The organism is Paenibacillus sp. FSL P4-0081, from assembly GCF_000758565.1.
Lineage (GTDB): Bacteria > Bacillota > Bacilli > Paenibacillales > Paenibacillaceae > Paenibacillus_AQ > Paenibacillus_AQ phytohabitans.
The window spans coordinates 3,586,464-3,603,595 of sequence record NZ_CP009280.1 but is presented as its reverse complement, the minus strand read 5'-3'; the positions used below and the strand labels follow the sequence as shown (position 1 = coordinate 3,603,595).

Sequence of the window (17,132 nt, the reverse complement as noted above, 5' to 3'; positions counted from 1 at the left end):
GAACTGCAGACCTCCCTTATTGTACAAAAAAAGGCTACATGAGATTTCTGCTCATGTAACCATATTTATGCGGGTATAACTTGGCCTATACCTAAGCACTCGCGATTAAAGGACAGCACCATCCGCCGCCTCGCGGATCGCCCGGATTGCACCTGCGCGGTCACTGCGTCCAAAGACCGCATTGCCCGCTACCAATACATCAGCCCCTGCTTGAGCCACGAGAGGTGCTGTAGCTTCGGCAATTCCTCCGTCCACCTCAATACGCAGCCCCTTGTGATTGATCTCACCGGCCCATTCTCTAAGCTGTGTAATCTTATGCAGCGTACGCGGAATGAAGGCTTGTCCGCCAAACCCCGGATTCACTGTCATGACCAGCACCAGATCAACATCCTCGAGAACCTCACGCACAGCAGCTGCCGGAGTACCCGGATTAATCGCCACACCGGCCATCAGGCCGAGCTCCTTGATCTGATGAACCACCCGGTGCAGGTGTACACAAGCTTCTGCATGGACGGTAATTACAGCCGCCCCTGCGGCGGCAAAATCAGCAATATACCGTTCCGGATTCTCGATCATCAAATGAACATCAAGCGGCAGGGAAGTATGGGCTTTGACCGCTGCCACAATGGCAGGACCCAGGGTAATATTCGGCACAAAATGACCGTCCATCACATCTACATGAATCCAGTCTGCACCGCTGGCTTCGGCTTCCGTGACTTCTGCGCCAAGTGCGGCAAAATCTGCTGACAATATGGAAGGAGCAATAATAACCATGTGTTTAGTACCTCCGCTTTTTATCTTTCATTTCGTTGTAGAACAGCTTGTAATGCTCATAGCGGCTGTCCGCAATCTCTCCAGCCTGCAATGCTTCTATCACCTTGCAGCCCGGTTCGTGAAGATGGCTGCAGCCGCGGAATTTGCAATTCTCCGCATAGGAAGCGAACTCACGGAAGCATTCGGACAATTCATCCACACCCAGCTCCAGAAAGTCCAGCTGGCTGAACCCCGGTGTATCGGCTACGAAACCGCCATTCCCGATATCCATCAATTCAACGTGACGTGTCGTATGACGCCCGCGGCCAAGCCGCATGCTGATTTCACCTGTCTCCAGCTCAAGGCCCGGTACGAGGCGGTTCAGCAGGGTTGACTTCCCTACGCCGGACTGGCCTGAGAATACACTGATGATTCCGCCCAATCGCTTCCGCAGCTCATCGGCGCCTGATCCGTTTAGTGAGCTCGTAACCATTACTTCATAGCCAATTTGTTCATAGAGAGCTTTGACTGCTTCTGTAGCCTGGCCCTCATCATCCGCCAGATCCTGCTTGGTCAGTACAATCAGCGTGTCCAGTCCGGAATGCTCGATATGAACGAGGAATTTGTCCAGCAGGTTGAGGTTCATATCCGGTTCCCGTACAGAGAACAGCAGTACGGCCAGCTTCACGTTCGCTACCTGCGGACGGATCAGTTCAGAATCACGGGGGAGCAGTTCATCCACCATCCCCTCCCCGTTCTCGGTCAGCATATAGATAATCCGGTCACCTACCAGAGGAGCTATTCCTCTTTTCTTAAGTATTCCGCGTCCCCGGCATTGTACAGCCTGTTCCTCCGTTGCGATGAGTCCATCCTTAAGCGGCTTCACATAATAATATCCGCTCAGCGCTTTGATAATGATTCCTTCAGGCATACATATTAAGCCTTCCTCTCCTGATTTTGCGCAAATGACCCAAGATTATATCCCCGGGTCATTTCGCCGCTCCAGCTGTAATGGTGTTGCCACCGCCCCGCTGAAGCTTATCTCTTTTTATTTATTCTTGTCCTTGCCTTTGCCCTTGCCATTTCCAGGGGAAGCGGCAATCAGTTTATTATTGTTGTCTTTACCTGGTACGAAGCCCGTCTGATCACCTGCACCTGTCTCTTCGCCCTCTCCGGTGCCCGGCGGCAGAATCTCCGGTTCGATTGTCGGCTCAACAGGAGTCTCGGTCGGTGCAACGGTCGGCTCAGGTGTCTGTGTCTGAACCGGAGGCGGTTCAGGCGTCTGCACATTATTATTCTTGACATCCACGTAAGTTATAGGATAAGTCTCGAGGAAATCCCCGTCCCGGTATACGGATACCATCCCATCCTTGTTAGGAGCAAGCAACATGTTCACGGATAAGGTCTGACTTTTGCCAATTGTGCGTGTGCCCCACTCCTGGTTCTCGCCATTATTACGCGCATCTGCAAAGACAATGCGGATTTTGCTCTTCTGTCCGTCCACTGCTGGTGCAACCGGTACGTTAAAGGTATATTCCAGTGCTTCCGGAGGATAACCTGTACTGAGGTAAATGGTTATTTTCTCCCCGGGAGTAACCTGATCTCCTTCCTCATACGCCCATTGCTTCGTGACTTTGCCCTTCTCATACGTGAAGCTGGGCTCTTCCTTAATTTCATCCAGCACAAGGCCGGCTTTCTCAATCGCTGCCTTCGCTTCCTTCTCCGTCATTCCAAGGAGGCCCGGCATATTGGTGCTCTCTTTCCCTTTACTCACGATCAGCTTAACCGTTATAGTCTCAGGATCATACTCACTATTTGCCTCAGGCTCAGAGCTGATTACTTTGCCCTTCTCAAATTCCTCACTGAAACGTTCGTCCGGAGTGATTCTATCCTGTGCAATTCCCAGTGCAATTAGTTCCTTGACTGCATCATCATAGCTCATATTAGAAACATCCTTAAGCTTAGGCAGAACCTTGGCGGTACTTACCGTCAGAATAATATGCGTCCCTTCCTTGACCATCGTGTCAGTCTTGCTCTGTTTCCAGACGATATTTTCTGCAAAATTCGGGTTGTATGCCTGCACCGGCGGCTCTTCTGCGAACAAGCCTACCTCTTCAAGGGCAGCTTTGGCTTGCTCAAAAGAAATACCGGTAACAACCGGCACCGCCACTTCATCCACGGACAATTTGGAGTTGACATACCAGACGACCCCGCCCATGGCGATCAGCAGTATCAGGGTAAGACTGATCCACAGCGCCGCGCGGCCCGATTTGCGCTTGCCGGGTGGAGGAGGCGGAGCATCCTCCATACTGCGGACACGTTCCTCTCCCCCGCCGCCACGGCTGCCCAGCCCCCGCTGGAGCGGTTTGATTGCAGGAATTACCCGTGTTCTGTCCTCGTCCTCTTCGTCATCGAATAAGACCTTGGACTCGCTCCGCCGTTCTGGCAGCAGACAGGTCTCCAGATCCTGCAGCATTTGCTTGGCGGACTGATACCGTTCTTCCGGATTCTTGCGCATTGATCTCAGGATTACATTCTCCACGCTTTGCGGAATCAGCGGATTCAGCAGGCGCGGCTCCTCAAATTCCTCCTGCAGATGCTTCAGTGCTACACTAATCGGGCTTTCCCCCAGAAAAGGCAGCACCCCGGTAAGCATCTGATAGAGCACGATCCCCAGAGAATAGAGGTCGGACTTCTCTCCTGTGGTCACGCCTTTGGCATGCTCAGGCGAGAAATAATGTACGGAACCGACCACGGAACCCGTCTGGGTTATTGTAGTGGACGTAACCGCCCGGGCAATCCCGAAATCCGTTACTTTAACCCGGCCATTACGGCCGATCAGAATATTATGAGGTTTAATATCGCGGTGAATAATCTGGTTCAAATGCGCATGATCAAGTGCATCACAAATTTGTGATGCAATCCGCACGGACTCGTCAACCTGCAGCGGAGCCCGCTCTTTAATGATTTCGTTAAGATTCTTGCCTTCAATATATTCCATAACAATATAATGGACTTCATCTTCCTGGCCGACATCGTAAATGCTGACTACATTTGGATGAGATAACGATGCAGCTGATTGCGCCTCCCGCCGGAACCGGCGGATGAATTCCTCATCATGCACAAACTGGTTGCGCAATACTTTGATAGCAACATTCCGGTTGAGCAGAATGTCATGGGCTCTGTAGACAAGCGCCATGCCACCTCCACCGATCCGTTCGATGACTTGGTAGCGGCCGCCCAATTCGTGACCGATCATCTATCCCACTCCTTTGTCTCGGGCACTGCGGCCTCTCCTTGGTGTTCTAACATAGCAACGCTGATATTATCGTTGCCGCCGGCAAGCAAAGCCAGCTGAAGTAAACGATCCGCTCTTTCTTCCAGAGAAATCTCATGAATTCCGGCTACCTTGGCCATATGCTCGGGGCTGACGAAATTGCTGAGTCCGTCGCTGCACAGCAGCAGAAGCTCCCCAAGTGCAAGCGTAACAGAAGCCAGATCCGCAGACACCACGGCATCCGTCCCCAGAGCCCGGGTCAGCACATTTCGGCGCGGATGGCTGCCCAGCTCCTCCAGGCTGATCTGGCCGTTCTTGAACAGCTCATTGACCAGCGTATGGTCCTCGGTTAGTTGTATTGCAGCACCGTCCTGAATGAGATATGCCCTGCTGTCTCCGATATGGCCGATGTATCCCGCTGACCCTTTCAGTAGAGCAGCTACGATGGTAGTCCCCATGTTGTGGTATTTCTCATCGCTTTGAGCCTCTTTGTGGACCGTGTGATTGGCTTCCAATATGGCGGCTGACAGTGCCTCCTTCAGCTCTGCCTCCGGAAGATCAGGCTGCAGCTGGTCCAGAATGTTCCTGACCGTCTCCAGCGCAATCCTGCTCGCGGTATCGCCAGCCAAATGTCCCCCCATCCCGTCGGCTATAATGCCGAGGGTATAACCGTGGCGCGTAGCGCCGATCCAGACCGAATCCTCATTGACGGTACGTACCCGGCCAATGTCGCTGGCTTGAACTGTTCTGATCAAATATCCTCACCCCAACTCCATATGTTTGGCACGCAGCTGACCGCATGCGGCCGCAATATCATGGCCTTGCTCACGGCGGATCGTAACGTTCACGCCATGATCGGCCAGTATACGCTGAAATTCAAAGATATCATTGCGGGAAGTCCGTACATACTTGCGCTCAGGCACATGGTTAACCGGAATCAGGTTCACATGGCAGAGCATGGTCTTAAGCACACCCGCTAATTCCTCGGCATGCTCGGGCTGATCGTTCACGCCGCCGATCAAGGCATATTCGAAGCTGATCCGGCGGCCTGTCTTGGCCTGATAATAGCGCAATGACTCGATTACATCATCAAAAGGATAGCGGCGGTTAACCGGCATCAGCTTGGAACGGAGCGTATCATTAGGCGCATGAATCGAGATCGCCAGATTGATCTGCGTATCCTCATCAGCAAACTTGTAAATATTCGGCACAATCCCGCTGGTCGATACTGTAATATGGCGCTGGCCAATATTCAGACCCTTCTCATGGATCATGAGGCGCAGGAATCTCATGGTTGCGTCGTAGTTCTCGAAAGGTTCGCCGGTGCCCATGATAACAATGCTGCTGACGCGTTCGCCGCGGGCATCAAGAATCTGCTGGGAACGCACTACCTGGGCTACAATTTCCCCTGCGGTCAAATCGCGCTTCAGACCTCCAAGCGTAGACGCGCAGAAGGTACAGCCGATCCGGCAGCCAACCTGGGTAGTTACACATACGCTGTTGCCGTAATTGTGCTTCATAATAACTGTCTCAATCGCATGATCATCATGCAGACCGAACAGGAATTTCACAGTACCGTCTTTGGATTCCAGCTTCGTAATTTCAGTCAGAGCCGAAATACTGAATTGTTCCACCAGCTTGCCGCGCAGTGCCTTGGAGAGATTGCTCATGGATTCAAAATCATTGACCCGCTTCACATACAGCCAGTCAAAAATCTGTCCGCCGCGAAAAGCCGGCTCTCCGTTATCCTTGGCCCACTGCTGCAACTCTTCTAAAGAAAAATCATATATTAAAGGTTTCATTGTTATTAGCACCTGTTCTTTCGTAAATTATATGCGTATTATTTCTCATTCTTCCTATTTTAACACAAATTCCAGAGCCGGTAAAAGAAAAGCCCGCCGCGCAAAACCTCTGCGGGGCGGGAAGCTGTAATTCCATGCAGAAATCACTATATTACGAGAGTCGCTTCAGCCGGGCAATATAGAATCCGTCGCTTCCGAAATGATGGGGAAGCAGCTGTATTCCATCGCCTGCGGCAATTGCGGTTCCCTCAAGCCGTTCCCAGACGGCGGTCTTGAAGCTGACCGGAGCGAACCCGGGATTATGCTCCAGGAAATCCCTGACAATCCGGCTGTTCTCCGCCTGCTCGGTAGTGCAGGTGCTGTAGACCAGCACACCGCCAGGCTTCAGGAGCCCGGCGACCGACTGCAGCAGTTCATGCTGCAGCGCAGCTACGCTGTCCACATCTCCGGGCTGCTTCCGCCACTTCAGATCCGGCTTGCGCCGGATCACCCCAAGCCCCGAGCAAGGGGCATCCAGCAGAATCCGGTCGAAGGATTCCGGTTGAAGAGCAGCACCCAGCTGCAGTGCGTCGCCGCTTAAGGTAGCAATGCATTCCAGACCCAGACGGGCCGCCTGATCTGCGATAAGCTTCGCCTTATGCTCATGCAGATCATTGGCCAGTATAGATCCTTCGTCCTTCATCATCTCGCCCATATGCGCGCTTTTGCCTCCGGGAGCGGCGCAGCAGTCCAGCACCTTCATTCCTGCTACAGGGTCAACAACTTCAGCCACCAGCATGGAGCTTTCATCCTGCACTGAGAGATATCCGTCCCTGTACCAGGAAGTCAGAGCCATATTGCCGCCGCCCTTGACAATCAGCCCGAAGGGGCTAACCTTCGATTCAGAGGCCTCAAGACCCGCTTCGAGCATCTCGGCCAGCAGCGCCTCACGGCTGATCATAGTTGTATTGACGCGGACACTGACCGCAGGCGCTTCGTTATTCGCAGCACACATGGCCTCCGCCGTGTCTGTGCCATATTCCGCAGACCAGCGCTGCACCATCCAGAGCGGATGGGAATGAACAATAGAGATCCGCTCTTCCCTGCTGAGCCCTTCCGGCAACACCGGCAGTTCCCCGGCCCGCAGCACGCTGCGAAGCACGCCGTTAACCATGCCGGAGATACCCTGATGGCCGCGTTTCTTGGCTATATTCACAGCCTCATTAACGGCTGCATGCGAAGGAACCCGGTCCAGATACATGATCTGGTACAGGCTCAGACGCAGCAGATTACGTACCCAAGGCTGAAGCTTAGCTACTCCCTTGCTCACAAAACCCTCCAGAACATAATCCAGAGTAATCATCCGTGAGATCGTGCCATACACAAGCTCCGTAGCCAGTCCGGTATCTTCACGGCTGAGAGCGCCTTTCTGCAGGCTGCTGCCGAGCAGCAGATTGCTGTAGGCCCCCTGCTGCTCTACGCGGACAAGAACATCAAGCGCAACCTCGCGTGCAGAAGCTGCCGCCGGCGGTTTGCCGCCCGGCTTCATCTTGCCTGCTCCTCTGGCTTGACCACCCGGAGCTGAGCTCCCGGAAGCCGCTGACCTGTTGCCGCCAGTGGGATTACGCGGTCCGCCGCCTTTGCCGCCCGCGCTCACCCCAGCACCGTGCCGGGCTTAAGACTTGCGCCGCGGCTGAAATCTGCCGCACTCATCGCTTTTTTGCCGGCAGGCTGTACGGTTGTCAGCAGGAGAATCCCGTCGCCGGTCTTCACTTCAACCCCTCGTTCGCTTACAGACAGCACTGTACCCGGAGCAGCATTGCCGCCGGCGGAACTGCCGTTATCCGGCTTCGCCGCCGCCCATACCTTGAAGGTCTCGTCATTCCATAGGGTGAAGGCACCCGAGAATGGTACCAGCCCGCGGATACGGTTATAGGTTGCCAGTGACCCGGCCGTCCAGTCGATCCGTTCATCTTCGCGGCTGAGATTTGGCGCATAAGTTGCTTCGCTGTCATCCTGCACCGTCGCCTCTACACGTCCAGCCGCGAGGCGCGGCATTTCCGCCTTCAGTAAATCACGTCCGGCAATGCTCAGCTTCCCGAACATGGTGCCTGAGGTATCCTCGTCCTCAATCGGCACCTCTACCCGCGAGATCATATCTCCGGTATCCAGTCCTTCCGCCATATACATCAGCGTCACACCCGTTACCTTCTCACCGTTAATGATGCAGCGCTGGATCGGGGCGCCTCCGCGGTATTTCGGCAGCAGTGAGCCATGAACATTCACACATCCGTTCTTCGGCAGCTCCAGCACACTCTTCGGCAGAATCTGCCCGTAAGCCGCTGTAACAATCAGATCCGGCTCATAGGCAGCCAGTTCAGCTACCGCCTCCGGGCGCCGCATCCGTTCCGGCTGAAGAACCGGCAAGCCCAGTTCAAGTGCAGCCTCTTTCACAGGTGAAGGGGCAAGCGTCTTCTTGCGGCCTTGCGGACGGTCCGGCTGGGTAACCACAGCGACTACCTCATAGCCCTCCTCCAGCAGCATCCGCAGGGAGGGTACCGCAAAAGCCGGCGTTCCCATGAACACTATCTTCATTTCATTCACTCCTCAGTTTCACTGCGTTCAGCTGTATACTCATATACCTTCTCGGCGATATCCGTGAACAGCACACCGTTCAGGTGATCGATTTCATGCTGAAATGCCCGTGCAAGCAATCCGCTTCCGGTAATTGTAACTTCGTTGCCTTCACGGTCCAGACCGCGTACGGTTACTGTCTCTGCACGGCGTACATCGCCGTTCAGGCCGGGGATACTCAGGCAGCCTTCAGGTCCGAACTGCTCCCCGTCCATGCTGACAATCTCAGGGTTAATCAGCTTGATCAATCCATGCTCTTCATCGGCATCGATTACGATTAGACGCTTTAGAATTCCAACCTGCGGAGCTGCGAGACCAACACCTTCCGCGTCATACATCGTATCTGCCATATCGTCGAGCAGTTTTTGCACATTCGGGGTTACGGTTGTTACGGTCTTAGCTTTCTTGTGTAATACTTCATCCGGTTCTTTCACGATCAGCCTGATTGCCATTACAAAAACACCATCCTTGTTCTGAACATGTCTATAGTATATAAAATGAAATCATTCTTTCATTTCATAGTAAAACACCTTACCCATTGTAACACGCCGGGAGATTACATCAACATCTGCGGGTCCACATCAATGCTGATCTGCAGTCCTTTGTCACGGACAGAGTCCTCCAGCTCCTCGGCAACCTGACGGGCCAGTCCGATCGCATCAATCGCACCGCGCCATTTGATAATACACTGGAATCTGTAACGGCCTTTGAGCCGAGGCAAGGGTGACGCTACAGGACCCAGCAGATCCAGTGCATCCGAGGAGAGCTTGTCCAGACTGCCATACCAGCGCAGCTGCCTTGCTTTGCCCTGGATATTCAGGGCATAATTCTCCGCCAGCTTCAGCAGCAGCGGAAGCTGCTCATGCGACAGCGTAACCAGAATCAGCCGGCAATAGGGCGGATAATGCAGCTCCTTGCGGTGCTTAAGCTCATCACGCACGAACGATCTGTAATCATGTCCGCTGGCATGGATGATCGAATAATGCTCAGGTGTATAAGACTGCACAACCACTTCGCCGGGCAGCTGATGTCTGCCCGCTCTTCCGGCTACCTGTGTGAGCAGCTGGAACGTCTTCTCCGCCGCCCGGAAATCCGGCAGGTTCAGCGCCGAGTCCGCAGTGATGACACCGACCAGTGTAACATCGGGGAAGTCAAGTCCCTTAGCCACCATCTGCGTTCCCAGCAGTACATCGGCCTTCTTGTCTCTGAACTGGTTCAGCAGCTTCTCATGTGAACCCTTCTCCGTGGTTGTATCCACATCCATACGGATGACGCGGATACCGGGAAACAGCTTGCCCAGCTCCTCTTCGACCCGCTGGGTCCCTGTCCCGAAGAAGCGGATATGCTCGCTGCCGCATTCGGGGCACAGCTTAGGTGCAGGCTCGGCATGGCCGCAGTAATGGCAGCGCAGATTGTCGCTGCGGCTATGATAGGTCAGCGAGATATCGCATTCGGGACAACCGGCAACATATCCGCAGCTCCGGCACATGACGAAGGTGGAGAACCCTCTGCGGTTCAAGAGAAGTACCGTCTGCTCTCCGCGTTCCAGCCTGCTCACCAGCGCAGCATGCAGCCTGCGGCTGAACATCGAGCGGTTGCCTTCCTTCAGCTCATCGCGCATATCAACCACTGCCACCTTGGGCAGCTCGTTACCGAGTGCGCGGCTAGGCATCTCCAGCAGAATAGGGGAGAAATGAATGTCGCTCTGTGATCTGGCTGCGTGATAGCTCTCCAGCGAAGGCGTAGCCGAGCCCAGAATCACTACTGCCCCGCCCTGTTCAGCCCGGCGGACCGCGACATCACGGGCATGGTATTTCGGATTTTCTTCCTGCTTATAGGAGCCCTCATGCTCTTCATCCATGATAATGAGGCCCAGATTGGCGAACGGAGCAAACACTGCCGAGCGTGCGCCGACAGCAACCATCGCTTTGCCCTCACGGATCTTGCGCCATTCGTCGTAACGTTCGCCGACAGACAGCCGGCTGTGCATTACCGCCACCCCGCTGCCGAACCGGCCTTTGAACCGTTCAACCATCTGTGGAGTCAGGGCAATTTCCGGCACCAGCACTACGGCCTGACGCCCTTGCTCCACACAGCGCTGAATGCACTGCAGATAAATTTCCGTCTTCCCGCTGCCCGTTACCCCGTGCAATAAGAAGACTTCATGCGTTTGCTGCTCTACAGTTCCCACAATCCGCTTATACACAACCTCCTGCTCCGCTGTCAGCGGCAAGGGTGTACTCGGCTTGAAATCGCGTCCCTGATAGGGGTCACGGTATACTTCAATTTCACTAATCTCAATATACCCTTTGTCCTCCAGTGCCTTCACCGTGCCGGCCGTAACCTGAAGAACCGACAGCACATCCTTGAGCGGCATGGGAAGTGTTGCCTCCATATCGATCAGGAAGGACAGCACTTCCTTCTGGCGCGCCGAACGCGCCGGGAAGCCGGACAGGGATTCGCGTGCTGCAGAGAGGCCGATGGCCAAATCAACGGCCTTCAGCTTCTTCTTGCCCATCTTGTCCTTGATCGACTGGCTCTCCGCCAGCACACCGCGCCGCACCATGAACTTTACAGTCTCAGCAGCCTCCGGGAAGGTACGGGTCAGCAGCTTCATCGATACTTCCCCATGGCGTCTGACGAAGTCAGTAATCTCCTGCTCTTCGTTGTCAGCCTCCAGGAAAAGCGGAAACAGCTCATCTCCGGGAGTATGGGCTGCTGCCTCTGCATCACCCAGCGAGATCAGCCGCTCGGCTTTGCCCTTCAGGGCAGTCGGAAGCATAGCCTGCAGTGCGGAGATCCGTCTGCAGGCATATCTTTGGCTCATCCAGTCGCCCAGCTCTACCAGCTCCGGCGACAGCGGAGGCAGCAGATCGAGCACTTCCACAATCGGCTTCATTCTTGATACACTGCCGGTCTCTCCCGACTCCAGGGATACAACAAAGCCCTGAACGGTCCGGGGTCCAAACGGAACCGCCACTCTGCTGCCTACTTCAATCCAAAGCTTCAGTGAATCGGGAATCAAATAATCAAACGGCCGGTCGGTGCTGCGCACAGGAACATCGACAATGACCTTAGCAATATCCATTATAACAAGGCTCCGGCAACACGCTCAGCGGCGAGCTGCAGCACCCGGCGCGCTACCTCATCCTTGGAAGCTAAGGGAAGATCCAGTACCAGACCGTCTGCATCATAGACTGACACAATGTTGGTATCGGTGCCGAATCCGGCACCTTCCACTGCAACATCGTTGGCTACGATCAGGTCAAGATTCTTGCGCACCAGCTTGTCTTTGGCGTAATATTCCGCATTTCCGGTTTCGGCGGCAAACCCGATCAGGAACTGCTTATCCTTCATTTTGCCGAGACTCTCCAGAATATCGGTAGTCTTCACCAGTTCAAGGGTCATGGTGTCACCGCTCTTTTTGATTTTGGACTCCGCGCTGTGTCTCGGGCGGTAATCTGCGACAGCTGCCGCTTTAATGAGGATGTCGCAATCGGCCCAGCGCTCCGTGACCGCTTCATACATATCCTGCGCCGATTCCACGCGGACCAGTCGGATATCGGCATCGCGCGGCGGCGCTTCATCCGTACGCGCGGCGATCAAGGTAACCTCTGCCCCCATGGCGCGTGCTGCCCGTGCCAGCGCGAAGCCCATTTTTCCGGAGGAATCATTGGAAATGTAACGGACAGGATCGATACGTTCTACCGTACCGCCAGCGGTAACAACTACCTTTTTACCAGCGAGCGGCCCGGATTTCTTGTCGTTCTGCAGCGCAAAGAAGTTCTCCACAACCTTCACGATCGCTTCCGGCTCTTCCAGCCGCCCTTTGCCCACGTAACCGCAGGCCAGCAGTCCTTCGCCCGGTTCAATAAAGTGTACCCCCCGGTTGTAGAGTGTATCGATATTGCTCAATACCGCCGGATGCTGATACATATGAACATTCATCGCAGGGGCTACCATTACAGGAGCTGTAGCGGCAAGCAGTGTAGTAGACAGCATATCATCTGCCAGTCCATGCGCCATTTTGGCAATAATATTCGCGGTAGCCGGTGCGATCAGGACCAGATCGGCCGAATCCGCCAGATCAATATGTGAGATGGAGGACGGGTCGCGTTCCTGAAAAGTATCGCTGTATACCCGTTGCTTCGACAATGACTGCAGTGTCAACTCCGTAATGAACTGCTTGGCCGACGCTGTCATGATGACATGAACCTCGGCGCCTTGCTGGGTAAGCTTGCTTGTCAGGGCCGCCGCCTTATAGGCAGCAATGCCTCCTGTAATTCCGAGTATAATCGACTTTCCTTGTAAACTCTTCAAACTGATCTCCCCCCTGTACCTCAATCTGTGCCCATTGTATATGCCGCTATGAAAAGAAGAAATGAAAATCTTCATATTTACGTCAAAAGGAAGCTGTATAGATTTCATTTAGTTTTTTGAATAAAGGAACTAAATTCCCTTATAAATAGAGAAAAAAATAACAACCTTCCGGTTGTCAGGAACAGCCCGGTGCGGGCTATTATCTATTTCATTGTGCAGCTTAACTGGCTTAACTCAAGAAGAAACGGCTGCGCCATCCCTAAGCGGGATGGTTTCCGTTTCTGCTGTGAGCCTTGAGCCGGAACCTTGAGACTATTCTTCGTCGCCGCGTGTTACGATAATGCGGTCTTCATAGATCTCTTCAAGCGCAACACCAACAAACTTGTGCGATCTCGGGTTCTTGATATCAGTCTTTCCGCCTTCACGGAGCGCTCTAGCCCGGCGGGCTGAAGCGACAACCAGGGAATACTTACTGTCGACCTTGGTCACCAGTTCGTCAATGGATGGATATAGCATGCAGAACACCTCTTCATCTTTTACTATAAATATGAACCAATCCTGTAGAACCTATCATCTCACCTTACAATGTTCGGCGATAATAATGCTTTCTATTCGCTTGCAGGCCAGATCGATCTCGTCATTCACTACTGCGTAATCATAATGCCGGATCAGGCCGATTTCATCCTCTGCAACAGACATGCGGTGATTAATCACATCAGGATGCTCCGTACCGCGTCCGCGGATACGGTCCTTCAACTCGTCCATCGACGGAGGAAGAAGGAAGACAAAGATACCTTCCGGGAATTTGTCTTTGACTTTGAGAGCTCCCTGAACCTCGATTTCCAGAATAATATCTCTTCCGCTCTCGAGTGTTCTCTCCACAAAGTCACGCGGAGTACCGTAATAATTGCCTACGTACTCCGCATATTCGAGCAGCTGGTCACCTTCAATCATGTCCGCGAACTGCTCTCTGGATTTGAAAAAATAATTGACGCCGTTCTCTTCACCTGCACGCGGTGAACGCGTGGTGGCGGAAACGGAATAGACGAGTTCAGGCATCTTCGGCCGCAGCGCAGTGCATACCGTACCTTTGCCGACGCCGGATGGGCCGGATAGTATGATCAGCAATCCTTTTGACATAGTACACTCCATTTGTTGTTATTCGTCGTTATCGTCATCTTTGCTGGATAGGCGGTGAGCAACGGTCTCCGGCTGAACGGCCGAGAGAATGACGTGGTCGCTGTCTGTAATAATGACGGCCCGCGTCCGTCTTCCGTAGGTGGCGTCGATCAGCATATGCCGGTCTCTGGCCTCCTGAATAATTCGTTTGATCGGTGCAGATTCCGGGCTGACAATGGAAATAATGCGGTTGGCCGACACGATATTCCCAAAGCCGATGTTGATTAATTTGATTGCCATGTTCCGGTTGTTCCCCCCATAAGTTACATCTTTGCTTGTTTCAGGTCCCTGTTATTCTAAATTCGCCGCTTGCTCGCGTATCTTCTCAAGCTCCGCCTTCATGTCAAGCGTGAGATTCACGATGTCCAGATGATTGCACTTGGACCCGATGGTGTTGGTCTCCCTGTTCATCTCCTGAATGAGAAAATCAAGTTTGCGCCCTGCAGGTTCACTGCCAAGCAGCAAAGCCCTGCATTGCCCGAAATGACTGTACAGCCGGGTAAGCTCCTCATCTATACTGCAGCGGTCGGCGAAAATAGCAATGTCCATGCCGAATTTATGCTCATCCCACGGGAAGTTCCCGTCATTCAGTCCGCTGAGCCGCTGCCGCAGCTTCTCGCGGTATTCATGCACAACCATAGGCGCAAGCCCGGTTATCCCGGCATGCAGCTCCTCCAGCCGGTCAAGCCGGCGTGACAGGTCAGCAGCCAGATACCCGCCCTCGCGGGCACGCATCTCCAGCAGGGCCTCCAGACTAAGGCGGAGCCCCTTCTCGAGGAGCTCTGCAACTTCTTCAGAGGGAGACGCAGCAGCAGTCGGAATCTCTTCCTTGAATTCCATAACACCGGGCATAGAAAGTATATCACGGAGAGTCAACTCTCCCTGGAATCCATACTCCCGTCTTAAGGCCTCTGCTGCGTCCAGATAGGACTTCACCAGCGTGCGGTTCAGCGCATGCGCTTCAGCAGCACCCTCGGTGAGTTCCCTATTAATGATGACATCTACCCGTCCCCGTTTGATATGGGCTTGAACCAGCCGCCGCACCATATCCTCATAACCCGTCCAATCCCGGGGCATCCGCAGCACAACTTCGCAGTAACGGTTATTCACCGATTTGACTTCGAAACTAATCTTGTGTCCACCGAATTGCAGGGATGACTGACCGTATCCGGTCATACTAAATGACAACGGAATCACATCCATTACACTATTGTAATTGATTCTTACTAGCGAAACAAGGGGGACAATCTGCGTCCCTGCTTCTCCCAGACATACTCCAGCAGCTGTACACTCATATCATAGAACATAAAGGGTGTAATCAGATAGATGCCGTTAAAATGCGCAGTCGCCGCATCCAGCAGCTCCTTGGCGATAAGAACGCCTTCCGCGCGCCCCGCTTCGCCTTCCAGTCCCTGCATGCGGCTGCGGACCTCGGGGGAGAGCTGAATTCCCGGAACCTCATTATGGAGATATTCAGCGTTCCGGCCGCTGGCCAGCGGCATGATTCCGATAAAGATCGGGATATCCAGATGCTCTGTGGCTTTGGCAATCCGGGCAATTAATTCAGGATCATAGACAGGCTGGGTCATAATATAATCCGCACCGGATGCGATCTTCTTCTCCAGCCGCTCCACCGCCTTGTCCAAATGCTTGACGTTGGGATTAAACGCAGCACCGATCACGAACTTCGCCTTCTGTTTGAGCGGCTTGCCCGAGAAGGCCACACCGTCATTCAGCTGCCTGATCATACGTATGATTTCAAAAGAAGTCAGATCATAAATCGAGCTGGACCCGGGCAGATCACCGAAACGCGCAGGATCACCGGTTACCGCCAGGACATGGTCAATGCCAAGGGCATCAAAGCCCATTAAATGCGACTGGGTACCAATCAGATTGCGGTCCCGGCAGGCAATATGCACCAGCGGCCGCAAGCCCGTACGTGCCTGAACCAGATGTCCCAGTGCCATATTGCTCATCCGGGTAACAGCGAGCGAGTTGTCTGCCAGTGTCAGCGCATCCGCACCGGCTCTACGCAGCGCTTCTGCTCCCCGCATGAACTTCGCGATGTCCAAATCACGCGGCGGGTCAAGCTCTACGATTACCGTATGCCGTTCCTTGACCAGATCCACAAGTGTCGGTTCAGCTCCGCCCTGTCCTTCATCCTCGCTCAAATGCTCATGTACAGAAATCCGTTCTGCCATTCTATGTTCATCAGGCTCCGGAAGCGGCGTAACCGTGTACTCCTTGAGTGCAGCGGAAATTTCCGCAATATGCCGGGGAGTGGTGCCGCAGCATCCTCCGATGATCCGGCTGCCCATATCCGCGAAGACCGGAGCCATCTGGCCGAAATATTCCGGTGATGCCCCATAGCGGTACTGGCCGTCCACATAATCTGCTACCCCCGCATTGGGATAGATCGATACCGGAAGCACAAGCCGCCCCTGAAGAGTGCCCAGCGCACGCTTGATGCCGTTCGGTCCGGTGTTGCAGTTGAAGCCGATGACATCTGCCCCGTCCTGTTCCAGAATGCGGAACGCCTCAGGCAGTGTCAGCCCGTCCAGTGTGCGCGCCGAATCATCCACGGCCAGCTGGCAGATTACCGGAAGCTCACTGAGCTTGCGGACGGTTCTAAGCGCCAGGTGAAGCTCCTCCACATCATAGAAGGTCTCCAGCATAATACCATCCGGCTGCTCTTCCAGCAGGGCGGCAATCTGCTGTGAGAAAAACCGTTTAAGTTCGGCCGAGGACAAATTAGCCCGTTTGCCGGCGCGTATCGAGCCCACAGCCCCGACTACATATCCGTTCTCTCCGGCGGCAGTACGGGCAATTCTTATCCCGGCACGGTTGATCTCGGCAACCTTCGATTCCAGCCCGAATTTGGAGAGCTTATCATAGTTTGCCGAATATGTGTTACTCTCCAGCAGGACAGAACCGGCCTCCATATAGCTCCGGTGCACATCCTCAATCACCTCCGGAGAGGTCAGATTTAATTCCTCATAGGAGATGCCTACAGGGAAACCCTTTTGATATAAAAAGGTTCCCATCGCTCCGTCTCCGACCAATACGTTATTCTCCCATGCAGAGCGCAAATCCGGCTTCACCGCAAGAACCTCCCCTTTTTTGTCATTAGTTTCATACTAATGTAACATAAAACGGGATGGATGATAAGCTTTGATCAGCGGAAACAG

At 53.9% G+C, this 17,132-nt stretch carries 15 protein-coding genes; all 15 read right to left on the bottom strand.

All coding sequences use genetic code 11. From position 1 onward, the window contains the following. Positions 1-105: 105 nt before the first annotated feature. A complete protein-coding gene (gene rpe / locus P40081_RS15265; protein ID WP_042136604.1) occupies positions 106-774 on the bottom strand; it encodes a ribulose-phosphate 3-epimerase in 669 nt (222 codons plus the stop codon). A 4-nt stretch (positions 775-778) separates the two neighbouring features. Next, positions 779-1,684 (bottom strand): ribosome small subunit-dependent GTPase A, encoded by a 906-nt coding sequence (gene rsgA, locus P40081_RS15260; RefSeq protein ID WP_042136602.1) that lies wholly within the window; start codon positions 1,682-1,684, stop codon positions 779-781. A gap of 117 nt (positions 1,685-1,801) precedes the next feature. Continuing rightward, positions 1,802-4,012 (bottom strand): Stk1 family PASTA domain-containing Ser/Thr kinase, encoded by a 2,211-nt coding sequence (gene pknB / locus P40081_RS15255; RefSeq protein WP_042136600.1) that lies wholly within the window; start codon positions 4,010-4,012, stop codon positions 1,802-1,804. Continuing rightward, positions 4,009-4,785 (bottom strand): Stp1/IreP family PP2C-type Ser/Thr phosphatase, encoded by a 777-nt coding sequence (locus P40081_RS15250; protein WP_039298018.1) that lies wholly within the window; start codon positions 4,783-4,785, stop codon positions 4,009-4,011. The genes pknB and P40081_RS15250 overlap by 4 nt, the downstream gene beginning before the upstream one ends. Positions 4,786-4,791: 6 nt before the next feature. Continuing rightward, the gene (gene rlmN / locus P40081_RS15245) at positions 4,792-5,832 is read right to left on the bottom strand and encodes a dual-specificity RNA methyltransferase RlmN (RefSeq protein ID WP_042136599.1); all 1,041 of its coding nucleotides are present in this window, start codon (positions 5,830-5,832) and stop codon (positions 4,792-4,794) included. 151 nt (positions 5,833-5,983) lie between these two features. Beyond that, positions 5,984-7,360, bottom strand: coding sequence for a 16S rRNA (cytosine(967)-C(5))-methyltransferase RsmB (gene rsmB, locus P40081_RS15240; protein WP_042136597.1), 1,377 nt, complete (start codon positions 7,358-7,360; stop codon positions 5,984-5,986). Between the two features lie 104 nt (positions 7,361-7,464). Next, positions 7,465-8,406 (bottom strand): methionyl-tRNA formyltransferase, encoded by a 942-nt coding sequence (gene fmt, locus P40081_RS15235; RefSeq protein WP_042136595.1) that lies wholly within the window; start codon positions 8,404-8,406, stop codon positions 7,465-7,467. 5 nt (positions 8,407-8,411) lie between these two features. After that, on the bottom strand, positions 8,412-8,897 hold the full coding sequence (def, locus tag P40081_RS15230) for a peptide deformylase (RefSeq protein ID WP_042136593.1): 486 nt from the start codon (positions 8,895-8,897) through the stop codon (positions 8,412-8,414). Between the two features lie 104 nt (positions 8,898-9,001). Further along, entirely contained in the window at positions 9,002-11,533 is a 2,532-nt protein-coding gene (gene priA, locus P40081_RS15225; RefSeq protein WP_042136592.1) for a primosomal protein N', read from the bottom strand. Next, the gene (gene coaBC, locus P40081_RS15220) at positions 11,533-12,765 is read right to left on the bottom strand and encodes a bifunctional phosphopantothenoylcysteine decarboxylase/phosphopantothenate--cysteine ligase CoaBC (RefSeq protein WP_042136590.1); all 1,233 of its coding nucleotides are present in this window, start codon (positions 12,763-12,765) and stop codon (positions 11,533-11,535) included. Before coaBC ends, priA begins: the two co-directional genes overlap by 1 nt. Before the next feature lie 312 nt (positions 12,766-13,077). Continuing rightward, positions 13,078-13,281 carry a DNA-directed RNA polymerase subunit omega gene (rpoZ, locus tag P40081_RS15215; RefSeq protein ID WP_042136588.1) on the bottom strand — a complete coding sequence of 68 codons (204 nt, stop codon included), beginning with the start codon at positions 13,279-13,281 and terminating at the stop codon, positions 13,078-13,080. 54 nt (positions 13,282-13,335) lie between these two features. Beyond that, positions 13,336-13,905, bottom strand: coding sequence for a guanylate kinase (gene gmk, locus P40081_RS15210; protein ID WP_039298007.1), 570 nt, complete (start codon positions 13,903-13,905; stop codon positions 13,336-13,338). Between the two features lie 18 nt (positions 13,906-13,923). Next, positions 13,924-14,184, bottom strand: coding sequence for an extracellular matrix/biofilm regulator RemA (remA, locus tag P40081_RS15205; RefSeq protein WP_006209218.1), 261 nt, complete (start codon positions 14,182-14,184; stop codon positions 13,924-13,926). A 51-nt stretch (positions 14,185-14,235) separates the two neighbouring features. Next, positions 14,236-15,132, bottom strand: coding sequence for a YicC/YloC family endoribonuclease (locus P40081_RS15200; RefSeq protein WP_042136586.1), 897 nt, complete (start codon positions 15,130-15,132; stop codon positions 14,236-14,238). A gap of 38 nt (positions 15,133-15,170) precedes the next feature. Next, positions 15,171-17,045 (bottom strand): bifunctional homocysteine S-methyltransferase/methylenetetrahydrofolate reductase, encoded by a 1,875-nt coding sequence (locus P40081_RS15195; protein WP_042136585.1) that lies wholly within the window; start codon positions 17,043-17,045, stop codon positions 15,171-15,173. Positions 17,046-17,132 lie beyond the last annotated feature (87 nt).